Source organism: Pseudonocardia sp. CA-107938 (assembly GCF_050936315.1).
Lineage (GTDB): Bacteria > Actinomycetota > Actinomycetes > Mycobacteriales > Pseudonocardiaceae > Pseudonocardia.
In genome coordinates, this window is the sequence record NZ_JBNJNA010000001.1 from 6463619 (window position 1) to 6478993 (window position 15375).

14 protein-coding genes are annotated in these 15375 nt (G+C 72.4%); 6 read left to right on the forward strand and 8 right to left on the reverse strand.

All coding sequences use genetic code 11. The features are described from left to right. The first annotated feature begins 24 nt into the window (after window positions 1-24). Window positions 25-225: a hypothetical protein gene (locus ACQEVB_RS31955; protein WP_432979585.1), complete on the forward strand. Its 201-nt coding sequence runs from the start codon at window positions 25-27 to the stop codon at window positions 223-225. A gap of 1 nt (window position 226) precedes the next feature. On the opposite strand, the gene ACQEVB_RS31960 is transcribed toward ACQEVB_RS31955, so the two are convergent. From ACQEVB_RS31960 to ACQEVB_RS31970, 3 genes are all read right to left on the reverse strand, one after another. Next, entirely contained in the window at window positions 227-946 is a 720-nt protein-coding gene (locus ACQEVB_RS31960; RefSeq protein WP_432979588.1) for an HD domain-containing protein, read from the reverse strand. Window positions 947-1244: 298 nt separating this feature from the next. Continuing rightward, window positions 1245-2471, reverse strand: coding sequence for a DUF222 domain-containing protein (locus ACQEVB_RS31965; protein ID WP_432979591.1), 1227 nt, complete (start codon window positions 2469-2471; stop codon window positions 1245-1247). A 302-nt stretch (window positions 2472-2773) separates the two neighbouring features. Continuing rightward, window positions 2774-3616 carry a helix-turn-helix transcriptional regulator gene (locus tag ACQEVB_RS31970; protein ID WP_432979594.1) on the reverse strand — a complete coding sequence of 281 codons (843 nt, stop codon included), beginning with the start codon at window positions 3614-3616 and terminating at the stop codon, window positions 2774-2776. 133 nt (window positions 3617-3749) lie between these two features. Here ACQEVB_RS31970 and ACQEVB_RS31975 point away from each other — a divergent pair, with 133 nt between their 5' ends. Further along, on the forward strand, window positions 3750-4808 hold the full coding sequence (locus ACQEVB_RS31975; RefSeq protein ID WP_432979597.1) for a dienelactone hydrolase family protein: 1059 nt from the start codon (window positions 3750-3752) through the stop codon (window positions 4806-4808). A 2-nt stretch (window positions 4809-4810) separates the two neighbouring features. Here the strand turns inward: ACQEVB_RS31975 and ACQEVB_RS31980 are convergent, their stop codons facing one another. Genes ACQEVB_RS31980 through ACQEVB_RS32000 form a run of 5 tightly spaced genes read right to left on the reverse strand, consistent with a single transcriptional unit; the run spans window position 4811 to window position 10560 of the window. Next, on the reverse strand, window positions 4811-5815 hold the full coding sequence (locus ACQEVB_RS31980) for a sugar phosphate isomerase/epimerase family protein (RefSeq protein WP_432979600.1): 1005 nt from the start codon (window positions 5813-5815) through the stop codon (window positions 4811-4813). Then, complete coding sequence (locus ACQEVB_RS31985; RefSeq protein ID WP_432979603.1) at window positions 5812-6975, reverse strand: Gfo/Idh/MocA family protein; 1164 nt, start codon at window positions 6973-6975, stop codon at window positions 5812-5814. Before ACQEVB_RS31985 ends, ACQEVB_RS31980 begins: the two co-directional genes overlap by 4 nt. Further along, window positions 6972-8027 (reverse strand): substrate-binding domain-containing protein, encoded by a 1056-nt coding sequence (locus ACQEVB_RS31990; protein ID WP_432979606.1) that lies wholly within the window; start codon window positions 8025-8027, stop codon window positions 6972-6974. The genes ACQEVB_RS31985 and ACQEVB_RS31990 overlap by 4 nt, the downstream gene beginning before the upstream one ends. Before the next feature lie 30 nt (window positions 8028-8057). Further along, window positions 8058-9056 carry an ABC transporter permease gene (locus ACQEVB_RS31995; protein WP_432979609.1) on the reverse strand — a complete coding sequence of 333 codons (999 nt, stop codon included), beginning with the start codon at window positions 9054-9056 and terminating at the stop codon, window positions 8058-8060. Beyond that, window positions 9049-10560, reverse strand: coding sequence for a sugar ABC transporter ATP-binding protein (locus ACQEVB_RS32000; RefSeq protein WP_432980695.1), 1512 nt, complete (start codon window positions 10558-10560; stop codon window positions 9049-9051). Before ACQEVB_RS32000 ends, ACQEVB_RS31995 begins: the two co-directional genes overlap by 8 nt. Before the next feature lie 195 nt (window positions 10561-10755). On the opposite strand from ACQEVB_RS32000, the gene ACQEVB_RS32005 reads away from it, so the two are divergent. The 4 genes from ACQEVB_RS32005 to ACQEVB_RS32020 all read left to right on the forward strand — a co-directional run bounded on the left by ACQEVB_RS32005 (window position 10756) and on the right by ACQEVB_RS32020 (window position 15359). Beyond that, window positions 10756-11895, forward strand: coding sequence for an ROK family protein (locus tag ACQEVB_RS32005; protein WP_432979612.1), 1140 nt, complete (start codon window positions 10756-10758; stop codon window positions 11893-11895). Window positions 11896-12061: 166 nt separating this feature from the next. Then, window positions 12062-13099: a pyruvate dehydrogenase (acetyl-transferring) E1 component subunit alpha gene (gene pdhA / locus ACQEVB_RS32010; RefSeq protein WP_432979614.1), complete on the forward strand. Its 1038-nt coding sequence runs from the start codon at window positions 12062-12064 to the stop codon at window positions 13097-13099. Beyond that, window positions 13096-14112 carry an alpha-ketoacid dehydrogenase subunit beta gene (locus ACQEVB_RS32015; RefSeq protein WP_432979617.1) on the forward strand — a complete coding sequence of 339 codons (1017 nt, stop codon included), beginning with the start codon at window positions 13096-13098 and terminating at the stop codon, window positions 14110-14112. Before pdhA ends, ACQEVB_RS32015 begins: the two co-directional genes overlap by 4 nt. After that, on the forward strand, window positions 14109-15359 hold the full coding sequence (locus ACQEVB_RS32020) for a dihydrolipoamide acetyltransferase family protein (protein ID WP_432979620.1): 1251 nt from the start codon (window positions 14109-14111) through the stop codon (window positions 15357-15359). The genes ACQEVB_RS32015 and ACQEVB_RS32020 overlap by 4 nt, the downstream gene beginning before the upstream one ends. Window positions 15360-15375 lie beyond the last annotated feature (16 nt).

Here is a 15375-nt window from a genome sequence, read left to right on the forward strand (position 1 = left end):
CCCCCTCATCGACAGGAGCCCACCATGTCCGAGTACCCGACCCGAGCGCGCCGCCGGGCGCAGATCACCACGTCGTTCCTCGACGGCCTGGAGGCGCTGATCCAGCGCCACCGCGGCCTGCATTCCGAGGACGGCGACGCGTTGCACGCCGAGCTGATCGCGGCGGAGGTCGCGCACCATCTGGCGATCACCCGGTCCGCGCTGCAACGCACCCCCGCGGTGTAGCTCAGCTCGGTTGGAGGATGGCGGCGAAGCGCCGTTCGGCTCGGTCGAACTGCCCCGCGATGTGCGCCTTCACCTCGTCGTGCAGCGGGGTGTCGGGGCGGGCGACGAGCTCGCGGAGCAGCGGCACCACCGCGCGGTACTTCGTCGCCGCCCGCCGCACCTTCGGCCCGATGGTGTAGAGCACGCCCGCCCCGTTGTCGGTGAAGTCGGAGACCTTGATCAGCCGCGCCCACGGCTCACCGCCCAGGCTGGCGACGAGGTGTTCGCGGTACTGCTCGTCCTTGTCCCGCGCCGGGTCGTACTGCGGGTTGGTGACTGCCCCGACGAGCCAGGCGACCCGCGCCCCGAAGTCACGGGCGAGCACACCGAGCGCCGCCGAGGTGGAGTCCTCCGGCTCGCCGCCCGCGAGGTCACGCGGATGGTCCTCGACGGAGTCGTGCAGCAACGCGGCAGCGAGCACCTCCACGTCCCGCACCCGGTAGTGGCACATGATGCGGAGCGTGACCCGCAGCAGGTGGTTGATGACGGGCTCACGGGTTCGCCGATCCTCCCGGTGCAACCGCGAGGCGAGCCGCAGCGCCCGCTGCAACACCACCTGCTCCGCCTCGGCGAACGACGAGAGTTCCAGGCTGAACCGGCGCCGCAACCCCGCTTCCCCGTAGACCTCGGTGACTGCATGGAGTGGAAGGGAGAGCAGGTACGGGGCCGGGAGGTCATCCATACGTGAGGATATCGTGACGGACCGTCGCCAGAACATCGTGTGACGGATTCGTGCGACGCCCCGTCCAGCCGACGGGTGTGCCGGGGCTCCGCCCCGAACCCCGGCCCTCCTCTGGTGGAGCGGGAACTGCGGGTCGGCTCCACCGTCGATCGGTCGCCCTGACGGGATGCCACAGCCCCGGCCCGACCGCAAACGGTGGGGCGTGTTTGCGGCCGGACCGGTGCTGCGGCGTTGCTGCGCACGCCCGATCGACGGTGGAGCCTCACACCTGCCTGCTGGGCACAGAGTGGTGCCCTGGTCATGGCGCGGCCCAGAGGTCGGTCATCCACGGTGGCGGGATGAACCTCGGTTTGCCCGAGCTCATGTCTATTCGCCACTCGGTCGAATGGACTTGATCATGATGTTGGCAACACAGCATGACCAGGTTGTCCAAGGCCGTTGCGCCGCCGTGCTGCCACTCGATCACATGGTGGACTTCGCACCACGACGGTGGTCGATCACAGCCGGGGTGCGCGCAGCCGTGGTCGCGCAGGGCAACCGCCCGCCGCAACCACGTGGGGACCAGGCGGTGGGTGCGGCCGACATCGAGGGGTTGGCTGTCCCCGTCGAGCACGACCGGGACCAGGTGGGCGTCGCAGAGCAGCCGCCGCAACTGGCCGGGGGTCAGTTGTCCTCCGGTGTCCAGCATCGCGGTGCGGGCGCGGTCTTCCAGGTCCTGCAGGCGGAGGGTGACGGTGACCCGGGGGCGTTCCCCACCCACCTCACCGGAGGCGCCGTGGTCGAGGGCGAACCCGCAGATCTCCGCCAACGCCGCCGCGTTCCGCTCGGCCGCAGTGGTGCCCCGGTTCTCCGCCGAAGGGCGGGTGCGGGCCTCAATCGCGGTACGGATCGCCGCGAACGCCAACGGGTCCTCGAACTGGCCGCGCAGCCACCCGCTGCCATCAGCGTTGGCGCCCATCTGGAGTTGGTTGCGGCCGGGCCGCTCATCCGGCTCGGGCCCGTCCAGGTCAGCGGCGGCGAGCAGCTCCAGCCCCATGACACGGACGTCGCGCGGGGTGAAGGTGCGCGCGGCCTCGCCCAGGCTGGCCTCGATCGTGACCCGATCCGCCAGGCTGATCCGCGCGGCCGGGCGGGAGTTCATCAGCGCGGCGATGGTGTCCACATGCCGCATGGTGGCCGCGCCGTCGGTGAACGCCGCCGCCGTGGCCGGGAGCACCGGCTCCAATGGCTCGCCGTCCAGGGCGACCCGAGGCCCGACGTGTTCGGTGACGGTGACGTGCCGGCGGGCGGTGTCGTGATCCCAGCCCAGCAGATCCTTCAACCCGGCGAGAGTGGTGCGATACCCCTTCTCGGAAAGGGTGCCGTCGCGTTCAACAGCAGCGATCGCAGAGACCTTCGCCCGATCGACTTGCCGCGACATCCCCTCCAGAACGAGGAGCGCGGCGAGGGGGTCGGGGCTGTCGGAGATGGCCGTGAACGCCTGCTCGATCAGGCTCGCGGCCTGTGCGAGCGGGTTCTCGGTCATACCCTGATTCTACCCGAACGCAGGTTCGAACGAGTGCTGATTATCGCAGGTCAAGTGCCGTTTGGCGCGTGCAATGAAGGTGCCTGAAAGGCTCCACCGTCGGTCGGGCGTGCACAGCAAAGCCGCAGCGCCGGCCGAGCCGCAAACACGTTCTATCGTTTGCGGCTCGGCCGGCGGTGTGGCATCCCGAAGGGCGACCGACCGACGGTGGAGCCGGCGCGAAACAGCTCCACCGGAGGGAGGCGCCGGGGCCCGGGGCAGCGCCCCGGAAAGACCCCAACCCCGGAAAACCGCGACCCCAGCTATGTACTCCGAGCCGAGACCCGCTCCACCACGATCGAGGCGAGGATCCGCAGCTTGTCCTCGGAGACGGAGCCTGGATCGGCATGGAGCACGACCAGCCGCAGGCTCGGGTCTTCGGGAAGGTGGAGGTTCTCGAACCGCAGGTCCAGCTCCCCCACCTCGTCCACCCACAGGCGTTTGCGCCCGTAGGAGCGTTCGTCGACGTCGCCGGCCGCCCACATCCGGGTGAAGTGGTGGCCGTCGGCGGTCAGGTCGGCGAAGAGCGAGCGCAGTTCCGCATCGCGCGGTTGGCGGACGGAGGCGACCCGCAGCTGGCCGACCGTGGCCTGCGCGACGGCGGCCCAGTCCAGGTAGCGGCGCATCGCGAGGGGATCGGTGAAGAGGAACCGGGCCAGGTTGCCGCCGTGCAGGGTTGTGAAGTCGAAGAAGACCGACCGGGCGAGCGGGTTCGCGGCGAGCACGTCGAACCGGTGGTTCGTGACGAGCGCGGGGCCCGGCAGCGCGTCCACGAGTGCGGCCAGCTCGGGCCGGATCACCGGCGCCGGAGCCGGGGCGGGCGGCCGGGACACGGCGGCGCTCAGGTCAGCGAGGTGGTCGCGCTCGACGCGGCTCAGCCGGAGCACCCGGGCCAGCGAGTCGACGACCGCAGGCGACGGGGACCGGGCCACGCCCCGCTCCAACCGGGCGTAGTACTCGTTGCTGATGCCGGTGAGCTGGGCGACCTCCTCACGACGCAGCCCTGGCACCCGACGACGCCCGGCGCCGGGGATGCCGTGGTCTGCCGGGTCCTGACGGCTTCGCATCAGCCTCAGGAACTGTCCGAGCTCGTTGCGTCGTGACACGCGAACGATTCTGGCAGCTCCGGCAGGGTCTTCCAGGACCTGTCAGTACGCGTATCGACCGGGCGTTCCGGTGCCGCGGGGCCGCGGGTGAGCGTGGGCGGCATTCCCGACGGCCACTCCCCCGGAGATCATCGTGTGCCACTCCACGGCGTCCCGCCCGCCGGCGCCCCCGCTCGTGCTGCCCACGGACCGGCATGCCGCACTCGTCCTCGAGACTGCTGCCGGCGTGCGCTCGGTCGCCTACGAGGCCCATCCCGCGACGCCCTCGACCCGCGGCGTCGTCATCCTCCCGGACGTGCGCGGCGCCCATCGGTACTACCGGGATCTCGCCGTCCGGTTCGCGGAAGCCGGCATGCACGCCGTCGTGATCGACTACTACGGCCACCTCACCGAGGACGTGCGCCGCGACGACGACTTCGACTGGCAGTCCCGCCTCCCGCAGGTCACCGCGGACACGGTGGAACCGGTCGTCTCGGCGGCCATCGAGCACCTGGCACGGGACGGAGTCGTCGACACCTTCACGGTCGGGTTCTGCTTCGGCGGCAGCCAGTCCTGGCTGCTGGCCGCATCGACGCTGCCCGTCGCCGGCGTCATCGGGTTCTACGGCAACCCCGACCTCGTGCAGCCCCGCCTCACCGAGCTGCACCGGCCGATGCTGCTCCTGGTCGCCGGCGACGACGTCGCGACACCACGCGAGCGCTCGGAGCGGTTCGCGGCCGACCTCGCGACCGTCGGGGTGCCGTACGAGCACCACATCTACGACGGCGCCCCGCACTCGTTCTTCGACCGCAGTGCCGTCGAGTGGCAGGACGCCTGCCGCGACGCGTGGGAGCGGATCCTGGCCTTCGTCGCCCGCCGATCGACCGATGCGCCAGGCACCCGCGACGCGGCGTACGCGAGGCTCGGCGAGACGCTGCCCGACCTCGTCCGGTTCGCGGAGGAGTTCGCGCACGGGACGATCGGTGCCCGGCCCGGGCTGACCCGCGCAGAGCGGGAACTGGTCACGCTCGGCGCGCTCGTCGCGCTCGGCGACACCGGTCTGCAGCTCCGCGCGCACGCCGAGTCCGGGCTCGACGCCGGGCTGAGCCGTGACCAGCTCGGCGAGGCACTCCTCCAGGTCCTGCCCTACGCGGGCTTCCCCCGCGTCATCAACGCCACGATCTCACTCACCGACCACCTGGCGGGCGAGTGAGCTCAGTCCCCGCTGCTGAACGCCGCGTCGAACGCTGCCGACGGCTTGTCGAAGGCCGTACGGCGGACGAACGCCAGTGCATCGGGCGCCCCGACGAGCCGGTCCATCCCCGCGTCCTCCCACTCCACGGAGATGGGCCCGGAGTAGCCGATGGTGTTGAGCATGCGGAAGCACGCCTCCCACGGCACGTCCCCGTGCCCGGTGGAGACGAAGTCCCACCCGCGCCGCGGGTCGGCCCAGGCGAGGTGCGAGCCCATCCGACCGTTGCGCCCGTTGCCGACCTGACGCTTCGCGTCCTTGCAGTCGACGTGGTAGATGCGGTCCTTGAAGTCCCACAGGAACCCGACGGGGTCGAGGTCCTGCCACACGAAGTGGGACGGGTCCCAGTTCAGCCCGAAGGCCGGCCGGTGCCCGATCGCCTCCAGCGCCGCGACCGTGGTCCAGTAGTCGTACGCGATCTCCGACGGGTGCACCTCGTGCGCGAACCGCACGCCGACCTCGTCGAACACGTCGAGGATGGGGTTCCAGCGGTCGGCGAAGTCCTGGTAGCCGGCGTCCACCATCGACTGCGGGACGGGCGGGAACATCGCCACGGTCTTCCAGATCGACGAGCCGGTGAACCCGACGACGGTGTCGACGCCGAGCGCGGCCGCGGCCCGCGCGGTGGTCTTCATGGCCTCGGCCGCGCGCTGCCGCACGCCCTCGGGTTCCCCGTCGCCCCACACCCGCGAGGGCAGGATGCCCTGGTGGCGGGCGTCGATGGGGTCGTCGCAGACCGCCTGCCCGGTGAGGTGGTTGGAGATCGCGTAGACGGAGAGGCCGTGCTTCTCCAGGATGTCCTTCCGGCCCTGCACGTAGGACGGGTCTTCGGCGGCGGCCCACACGTCGAGGTGGTCGCCCCAGCAGGCGATCTCCAGCCCGTCGTAGCCCCACTCCCCCGCAAGCCGGCAGACCTCCTCGAACGGGAGGTCGGCCCACTGGCCGGTGAACAGCGTGACTGGTCTCATTCCCCGATCTCCTCCCAGCGGCTGCCCTCGGCCGCCGACCGCTCCACCGCTTCCAGCACGAGTTGGACCTGCAGCCCGTCCGCGAACGACGGGGTCGGCGCGGTGCCTGCGCCGAGGTCGCGCACGAGGTCGGCGATCTCGTGCGTGAACGTGTGCTCGTAGCCGAGCCCGTGGCCGGGCGGCCACCACGCCCCGGTGTACGGGTGGGTGGGCTCGGTGACGAGGACCCGGCGGAACCCGGCGGTGTCGTCGCCGGCCTCGTAGACGGACAGCTCGTTCATGTACTCGAAGTCGAACGCGAGCGAGCCGAGGCTGCCGTTGACCTCCAGCCGCAGCGCGTTCTTGCGGCCGGTGGCGAACCGGGTGGCCTCGAACGACGCGACGGCGCCGCCCGCGAACCGCCCGAAGAAGATGGCGGCGTCGTCGACGGTGACGGTGCCGCGCTGGCTCGTCGCCGTGGCGGCCAGGCCGCTCGACTCCCCGACCAGCGGCCGTTCCTTGATGAACGTCTCGGTCAGCGCGGAGACGCCGGTGAGCCGGTCGCCGGTGACGAACTGGGCGGCGTCGACGATGTGCGCGCCGATGTCGCCGAGCGCACCCGAGCCGGCCTTGTCCTTCTGCAGCCGCCAGACCAGCGGGAACTCGGGGTCGACGATCCAGTCCTGCAGGTAGACCGCGCGGACGTGGCGGATCTCGCCGATCCGCCCCTCCTCGACGAGCCGTCGCGCCAGCGCGAGCGCCGGCACCCGCCGGTAGTTGAACGCGACCATCGAGTGGACGCCGCGCTCGGCGGCCCGCGCCGCGGCGGCGACCATCGCGCGCGCCTCGTCCACGGTGTTGGCGAGCGGCTTCTCGCAGAGCACGTGCTTGCCGGCCTCCAGGGCGGCGATGGCGATCTCGGCGTGCGTGTCACCGGGGGTGCACACGTCGACGAGGTCGACGTCGTCGCGGCGGACGAGCGCCTTCCAGTCGGTCTCGACGGCCGCCCAGCCCATCCGCTGGGCCGCGGCCTGCGTGTTCGCCGCGTCCCGACCGCACAGGACGGCCAGTTCGGGGGTCAGCGGGAGGTCGAAGAACCGGCCGGCGGTGCGCCAGGCCTGCGAGTGGACCGCGCCCATGAAGGCGTAGCCCACCATCCCGATGTTGAGGGTTCCCGTCATGATTCGAAGCCCAGGGGCAGGTAGTCGGCCACGTTGTCCTTCGTGATGGTTGCTGACTTCAGGGTGATCGAGCTGGGCACCTCGTGCTCGACGAGGTCGCCCATGCCCTTGTTCTGCGCCACGAGCCGGGCCAGTGCGATCGCCGACGACGCCATGGTCGGACTGTAGGTCACGGTCGCCTTCAGGACGCTCGTGTCCTTCTGGATCTCGCGCATGGCGTTGGCCGAGCCGGCCCCGCCGACCATGAAGAACTCGCTGCGGTTGGCCTGCGTGATCGCGGCGAGCACGCCGATGCCCTGGTCGTCGTCGTGGTTCCAGACGGCGTCCAGCTTCGGTGCGGCCTGCAGGAGGTTCGCGGTGACCCGCTGCCCGCCCTGCGCGGTGAAGTCGGCGGCCTGGCGCGGGCCGACGCTGAACCCGAACTTCGAGAGCGCGTCCTTGAAGCCCTGGCTGCGCTGCTGGGTCAGCGGCAGGTTGTCGATGCCGGCGATCTCGCCGATCACCGGGTTCGACACTCCCTTGGCCTTGAGCTTCTCGCCGATGTACGTGCCGGCGGAGACGCCCATGCCGTAGTTGTCGCCCCCGATCCACGTGCGGTACGCGAGCGGGGAGTCGAAGATGCGGTCCAGGTTGATGACGGGGATGCCGGCGTCCATCGCCTGGCGGCCCAGCGAGGTGAGCTGCGAGCCGTCGTTGGGCAGGATCACCAGCGCGCTGACCTTCTTGGTGATCAGGGTCTGCACGGCGGCGATCTGCTGGGCGATGTCGTTGGTCGGGTTGACCGGCTCGAACGTCACGTCCGAGAACTGCTTGGCCTGGGCCGCGGCGTTGTTGGCGATGGCCGCGATCCAGCCGTGGTCGGCGGCCGGGGCGGAGAACCCGATGGTGACGGGCTTGCCGGGCGCGGCGTTGTTGCCGCCCGCGGCACCGACGTTCGACCCGGAGGAGGCCGGGCCGGCCGGGGCGTTGCTGGTGCAGGCGGTCAACGCGGCGCCGGCTCCGACGCCGAGCGCGCCGTAGAGGAAGCCGCGCCGACCCAGTTGCTCGGACATGGGGGAACCACACTCCTTCGTGGGGTTGTACTAGGCGGACGAGCGGCGCGCGCGGGCCTGGATCAGCACCGCGACGACGATGATCACGCCCTTGGCGATGTTCTGGACCTCGGTGGCGAGGTTGTTGAGCACGAACAGGTTCGTGATCACCGTGAAGACGAGCACGCCGAGGATCGACCCGATCAGCGTGCCGCGCCCGCCGGAGAGCAGGGTGCCGCCGATGATCACCGCGGCGATCGCGTCCAGCTCGTAGAGGGTGCCGTGGGTGCTGGACCCGGTGGTCGTCAGCGAGGCGATCATGATGGCGGCGATGCCGCAGCACAGGCCCGACAGCGCGTAGAGGGCGACGGTGTGCCGCTTCACGTCCAGACCGGCGAGCCGGGCGGCCTCCGGGTTGCCGCCGATGGCGAACGTGCGACGACCGAACGTGGTGCGGTTGAGCACCACCCAGCCGACCGCCACGACCGCGGCGAAGATGAACACCAGCAGCGGGATGCCCAGCAGCCGCGTCGTCGCGATGGACGCGATCGTCTGGTCGGTGACGATCTGGCTGCGCCGCCCCGAGATCTGCTCGGCCAACCCCTGCGCGGAGATCAGCGCGGCCAGCGTGACGATGAACGGGACGATCCGCCCGTACGCGATGAGCAGGCCGTTGACCAGGCCCGCGCCCGTTCCGACGGCCAGCGCGCAGAGGATCATCACGAACGGCCCGTACGACTGGGTGGCGACGGTGGTCGCCCACACCGAGGCCAGCGCCATCACCTTGCCCACCGACAGGTCGATGCCGCCGCCGATGATCACGAACGTGACCCCGACGGTGATCACACCGATGATCGACGCCGACGTCAGGATCGTCAGCAGGTTCGACGTCGTCAGGAACGTGTCCGCCGTGGCGACGCCGACGATGCCGAGGATGAGCAGCACCGCGACGAGCCCGAGGTTGCGGCCGGCGCCGCTGTCGAGGAGATCGCCGATGCCGGCCCGCCGACGGTGCGCGGCACCGTTCTTCAAGGTCGCCGGCTCAGCCATGGCGTCGTTCCATGTCGCTGCCCTCCATCACGAGGTCCAAGACCCGTTCCTCGTCCAGCTCGTCCGCGGGGGCGGAGTGGATGATCCGGCCCTCGCGCACCACGTGCACGGTGTCGGCCAGCCCGAGCACCTCCGGCACCTCGCTGGACACGAGCACCACCGCCACGCCGTCGGCGGCGAGGCGGCGGATCAGCTGGTAGATCTCCGAGCGGGCTCCCACGTCGACGCCGCGGGTCGGCTCGTCGAGCAGCAGCACGGTGCAGCCGCGCATCAGCCAGCGGGCCAGCACCACCTTCTGCTGGTTGCCGCCCGACAGCGTGCGCACGGGCCGGCCCGGGTCGGACGGCCGCACGTCCAGCTGCGCGGTGACGGTGCCGGCCTCGGCGAGCTCGGCGTCCCGGCCGATGAACCCGCCGCCGAGCAGACCGCCGCGCGCGAACCGGCCGAGCACGGGCAGCGACACGTTGCGCGCCACCGGTTCCAGCATCAGCAGTGCCTGGCTCTTGCGCTCCTCCGGGCACAGCCCGACGCCCGCGCGCACGGCGGCGGGCACCGAGCCGGTGCGCAGCGCCCTCCCGGCCACCCGCACCGTGCCCGTCGACGGGCGACGGGCACCGGCGATCGTCTCCAGGATCTCCGAGCGGCCCGAGCCCACCAGCCCGGCCAGCCCGACGATCTCCCCCGGCCGCGCGGTGAGCGAGACGCCGCTGAACTCGCCGGTCCGGCCCAGGTCCTCGACCTGCAGCACCGGTTCGCCGGCCGGCTCCGCGCCGCGCGGCGGGAACACGTACTCGATGGAGCGGCCCGTCATGAGCCGGATGACCTCGGCGGTCGGGGTCTCGCGGGCGGACAGGTTGCGCGCGACCGTGCGCCCGTCCTTGAGCACGGTGACGCGGTCGCCGATGGCGCGGATCTCCTCGAGGCGGTGCGAGATGTAGACGACCGCGACGCCGTCGGCGGTCAGCTCGCGGATGACGCGGAAGAGGTTCTGCACCTCCTCCGGGTCCAGCACGGCGGACGGCTCGTCCATGACGATGAGGCGGGCGTCTCGGGCCAGCGCCCGCGCCATGCTCACCACCTGCTGGCCGGCGGCGGAGAGGCGACCCAGCTCGCGGCCCGGCGGGATCTCGGGGTGGCCGAGGCGCTTCAGGAGGCCGCGGGTCACCTCCTGCGCGTCACGGGGGCGGGTGAAGCCGAGGTGGGCGGGCTCGTGGCCGAGCACCACGTTCTCGGCGACCGAGAGCCCGGGCACCAGGTCCAGCTCCTGGTGGATCGTGGCGATGCCAGCCGCGTCGGCGGCGTGCGGCGACGCGAACACGACGGGCTCGCCGGCCCACGTGATCTCCCCGGCGTCCGGGCGGTGCGCCCCGGCCAGCACCTTGATCAGCGTGGACTTGCCGGCCCCGTTCTGGCCGAGCAGGCAGTGCACCTCGCCGGCCGCGACCTCGAGATCGACGCCGTCGAGGGCCCGCACCCCGGGGAACGTCTTGACGATCCCCCGCATGGTGAGCAGGACCGGACTCGGTACCGGGGTCTGCTCTGACACGCACGCACCGTAGGAGCGTTGACCAGCGCCGTACAACGACCGAATAATGCCGTTTAACGTCAAATTTCCGGCCGAATTCGGGATGATATGTCGCCCCTGCCCCCGCTGCGTCTGAGCACGCCCGACCGGCCCGGACGGTCCGACTCGGCCACCGTGCTGAGCACGATCGCCCGGCTCGTCGCGTCGGGGACGGCGGTGAGCCGTGCCGATCTCGTGCCGGCCGCCGGCCTCGCCCGCACCACCGTCAGCGCGGCCGTCGACGACCTGCTCGCCCGCGGGCTCCTGCGCCCCGACGGCATGCGCCCCACGCTCGGCCGCGGACGGCCCGCCGACCGCCTCGCCATCTCCGCGCAGGGCGGCACGATCCTGGTCGCCGACCTCGGCGCGCGCATCTGCCAGCTCGCCGTCGGCGACCTCAACCAGCACATCCTCGCCCGCACCGAGATCGCCGCCGACGTTCGCGACGGCCCCGGCGCCGTGCTCGACGCCGTGGAGGACGGGTTGCGGGCGCTGCTGCGCCGCAGCGGCACGTCCACCCCGCCGGGCGCCATCGTCATCGGCGTGCCCGGCCCCGTCGACGGGCGGTTGGGCATCCCGGTGCGGCCGCCGATCATGCCCGGCTGGCACGCCTACCCGGTGACGGCGCGGCTGCGCGAGACGTTCGGCTGCCCCGCCGTCCTGGAGAACGACGTCAACCTGCGCGCGCTCGGCGAGGCGCGGGCGCTGCCGGCCGACCAGGCGCCGCTGCTGTTCGTCAAGGTGGGCACCGGCATCGGCGGCGGCCTGGTCACGCGGGACGGCGGGCTGCACCACGGCGCCGACGGCGCGGCGGGCGACATCGGGCACGTCCGCGTGCGCGGTGCCCCCGACCAGCTGTGCGTGTGCGGCAACGTCGGCTGCATCGAGGCCGTCGCGTCCGCGTCGGCGATCGTGCGGAGCCTTCCCGACGTCGAGGGGATCAGCGCACTGCGCGCCCTGCTCGGGCGCGGCGATCCCGCCGCCATCGCCGCCGTCCGCGACGCCGCCGGGCTGATCGGCGAGCTCGTCGCCACGCTGGTGCACTTCTACAACCCGGCTCGCGTGGCGCTGGGCGGATCGCTCACCGCCGCGAGCGACGAGCTGCTCGCCGGCGTGCGCAGCGTCGTCTACCAGCGGGCGCTGCCGCTCGCGACGCGCAACCTGGTGCTCACCAACAGCGTGCTCGGCGAGCGGGCCGGCCTCGCCGGGGCGATGGTCCTCGGGATCGAGCAGGTGCTCTCCGCCGACACGATCGGCGCCTTCGCCGCGCGCTGAACGCGGCCATCCGTCTCACCCGCCCGACCGGCGGCGAGATCGTCTGAGACCGATCGTCCATCGGAACCGATGCACCCGGCCGATCCTCTCCGATTCTCCGGCACCCATAGCCGAATGATCGTTCGGTGGCTGACCATGGCGCCAGGCGTCTCACGAGGAGGTCCCCATGCGCGTGCTGATCGACGAGCACGGTCGGGCGGTCGGCGATCCCGTGCCGGCCGGCCTGCTCGACGGCTATCGCGAGCTGGTGCTCGCGCGGCGGCTGAACGACGTCGCGAGCGCGCTGGTGCGCCAGGGTCGGCTGGCGGTCTACCCGTCCTCGCACGGGCAGGAGGCCTGCCAGGTCGCCGCGGCGCGGGTGCTCGGCGACGGCGACTGGCTCTTCCCGACCTACCGCGACGGCGCCGCGATCGTCGCGCGCGCGGTGGACCCGGTCGAGGTGCTGGCGATGCTGAGCGGTGACTGGCACTGCGGCTACGACCCGACCGTCTCGCACGTCGCGCCGCAGGCCACCCCGCTGGCGACGCAGCTGCTGCACGCCGTCGGTGTCGGGCACGCGGCCCGGCTGAAGGGCGAGCCGACGGTGGTCATGGCGCTGTGCGGCGACGGCGCCACCAGCGAGGGCGACTTCCACGAGGCCCTCAACTTCGCCGCGGTGTTCCGCGCGCCGGTGGTGTTCCTCGTGCAGAACAACAAGTACGCGATCTCGGTGCCGCTGGCCCGCCAGACCGCCGCGGAGTCACTTGCCGCCAAGGCCGTCGGCTACGGCATGCCCGGTGAGCAGGTCGACGGCAACGACCTCGCCGCTCTGCTGGTCGTGCTGGGTGCCGCCGTCGAGCGGGCGCGGTCCGGCGGCGGCCCGACGCTGGTCGAGGCCGACACCTACCGCGTCCAGGCCCACACCAACGCCGACGACCCGACCCGCTACCGCACCGACGACGAGGTGCAGCCGTGGCGCGCGCGGGACCCGCTGCTGCGCCTGCGCACCCACCTCGTCGCCACCGGCGAGCTGGACGACGAGCGCGAGGCCGCCTTCGCCGCCGAGGCGGAGCGGCTCGCCGAGCACGTCCGGGCAGGGATGAACGCCGAGCCGGCCACCGACCCGACCGAGCTGTTCGCGCACGTCTACGCCGCGCCGACCCCGCAGCTGGCCGAGCAGCGCGCGGTGCTGGCCGCCGAGCTGGAGCTGGAGGGCACCCGATGACGATCATGGCCGAGCGCCCGGTGGCCGCCGCGCCCGCCACGACGACCATGGGCCAGGCCCTCAACACCGCTCTGCGCGACGCGATGGCCGCCGATCCGCGGGTGGTCGTCTTCGGTGAAGACGTCGGCCCGCTGGGCGGGGTGTTCCGGGTGACCGACGGGCTCACCGCGCAGTTCGGGCCCGACCGCTGCTTCGACACCCCGCTCGCCGAGAGCGGCATCGTCGGCATGGCCGTCGGGATGGCGATGAACGGGTTCCGGCCTGTCGTCGAGATGCAGTTCGACGCGTTCGCCTACCCGGCGTTCGAGCAGATCGCGAGCCACGTCGCGAAGTACGGCAACCGCACGCGCGGGCGGGTGCGGTTGCCGCTGGTGATCCGCATCCCGTACGCGGGCGGCATCGGCGGGGTGGAGCACCACTGCGACAGCTCCGAGGCCTACTACGCCCACACGCCGGGTCTCACCGTTGTCGCTCCCGCGACAGTCACCGACGCATACGCGTTGATGCGACACGCGATCGACTCCCCCGACCCGGTCGTCTTCATGGAGCCGAAGAAGCTCTACTTCGCCAAGGACACCCTCGACAGCGCGATCGCGCAGCCGCCCATCGGGCAGGCCGTGATCCGCCGGGACGGGCAGGACGCCACCCTGATCGCGTACGGGCCGTCGGTGCCGGTCGCGCTCGCCGCGGCCGAGCAGGCCGCCACCGAGGGCCGTGACCTGGCCGTGGTCGACCTGCGCAGCATCGTCCCGTTCGACGACGAGACGGTCATGGCCGCGGTTCGGCGCACCGGCCGCGCCGTCGTTGTGGCGGAGGCGCCCGGGTTCGCGTCGGTCGCCTCCGAGATCGCGGCGCGGGTGTCCGAGCGCTGCTTCCACCACCTCGCCGCCCCGGTCCGCCGCGTCACCGGGTTCGACGTGCCCTACCCGCCGCCAGCACTGGAACGCCACCACCTCCCCGGCGTGGACCGCGTCCTCGACGCCGTCGACGACCTGCAGTGGGACCTGTCATGACCGCCACCGCGACCGAGCATGTCTTCACCCTGCCCGACCTCGGCGAAGGACTCGTCGAGGCCGAGCTGGTCAGCTGGTTGGTGCAGCCCGGCGACCGGATCGCCGTCGACGCCCCGATCGCGGAGGTCGAGACGGCCAAGGCCACCGTCGAGGTGCCGTCGCCGTTCGCCGGCGTGGTCATCACGCTGCACACCGAGGCCGGAACGACGGTCGCCGTGGGCGCGCCCCTGATCACCGTGGGCGAGCCGGCGGCTGCCACCTACGTCGAGGAGGAACGGGCGGGCTCGGGCAACGTGCTCGTCGGATACGGCACCTCTGCCGAGCGCCCCGGCCGCCGTCGGCGCCCCGGCACGCGACCGGCGCCTGCTGCTCCGAGCGGGGAACGGCCGCGCATCGCCTCACCCATCGTGCGCCGGCTGGTCCGCGACGCCGGGCTCGACCCGGCGCAGCTCAGCGGCACCGGCCCGGGCGGGCTGATCGTGCGCGCCGACGTCGAGCGGGCGATCGCGTCGCGGGTCGCACCCACTTCGTCAGGCGTGGAGCGCCGCACGGGCCTCCCGGAGGCCCGCCGGGTGCCGCTGACCGGGGTGCGCGGCGCGATCGCGGCCACGCTGTCCCGCAGCCGCAGCGAGATCCCCGAGGCCACCACCTGGGTCGACGTCGACGCGACCGGCCTGCTCGCCGTGCGCGAGCAGATGGGCCGCGACGGCTGGCGCCCCGGCGTGCTCGCCCTGCTCGCGCGGTTCGTCGTCGCCGGGTTGCAGCGCTACCCCGAGCTCAACGCCCGCGTCGACACCGACGCAGGAGAGGTCGTCCACCTCGACGGCGTCAACCTCGGCATCGCCGCGCAGACCCCGCAGGGCCTGCTCGTCCCCGCCATCCGCGACGCGCACCGGCGCAGCATCCGCGACCTCGACACCGAGATCCGGCGGCTGACCGCCGCCGCGAACGCCGGCACGGCCACCGCCGCCGAACTGTCCTGCGGCTCGTTCACCCTCAACAACTACGGCCGCTTCGGCGTCGACGGCAGCGCCGCGATCATCAACCACCCCGAGGTCGCCATCCTCGGCATCGGCCGCCTCATCCCCCGCCCCTGGGTGGTGGACGGCGAGATCGTCGCCCGCACCGTGGGCCAGCTGTCGCTGGTCTTCGACCACCGGGTGTGCGACGGCGGCACGGCCGGCGGCTTCCTCCGCTACGTGGCGGACGCGGTGGAGAACCCCCTCGCCGCCCTGGCGGACACGTAGCACGACGTCACACACG

Coding starts and splice junctions, on each gene's coding strand:
- ACQEVB_RS31955 (WP_432979585.1), top strand. CDS start 25: ATGTCCGAGTACCCGACCCGAGCGCGCCGCCGGGCGCAGATCACCACG.
- ACQEVB_RS31960 (WP_432979588.1), bottom strand. CDS start 946: ATGGATGACCTCCCGGCCCCGTACCTGCTCTCCCTTCCACTCCATGCA.
- ACQEVB_RS31965 (WP_432979591.1), bottom strand. CDS start 2,471: ATGACCGAGAACCCGCTCGCACAGGCCGCGAGCCTGATCGAGCAGGCG.
- ACQEVB_RS31980 (WP_432979600.1), bottom strand. CDS start 5,815: ATGAGACCAGTCACGCTGTTCACCGGCCAGTGGGCCGACCTCCCGTTC.
- ACQEVB_RS31985 (WP_432979603.1), bottom strand. CDS start 6,975: ATGACGGGAACCCTCAACATCGGGATGGTGGGCTACGCCTTCATGGGC.
- ACQEVB_RS31990 (WP_432979606.1), bottom strand. CDS start 8,027: ATGTCCGAGCAACTGGGTCGGCGCGGCTTCCTCTACGGCGCGCTCGGC.
- ACQEVB_RS31995 (WP_432979609.1), bottom strand. CDS start 9,056: ATGGCTGAGCCGGCGACCTTGAAGAACGGTGCCGCGCACCGTCGGCGG.
- ACQEVB_RS32000 (WP_432980695.1), bottom strand. CDS start 10,560: ATGCGGGGGATCGTCAAGACGTTCCCCGGGGTGCGGGCCCTCGACGGC.
- pdhA (WP_432979614.1), top strand. CDS start 12,062: ATGCGCGTGCTGATCGACGAGCACGGTCGGGCGGTCGGCGATCCCGTG.
- ACQEVB_RS32015 (WP_432979617.1), top strand. CDS start 13,096: ATGACGATCATGGCCGAGCGCCCGGTGGCCGCCGCGCCCGCCACGACG.
- ACQEVB_RS32020 (WP_432979620.1), top strand. CDS start 14,109: ATGACCGCCACCGCGACCGAGCATGTCTTCACCCTGCCCGACCTCGGC.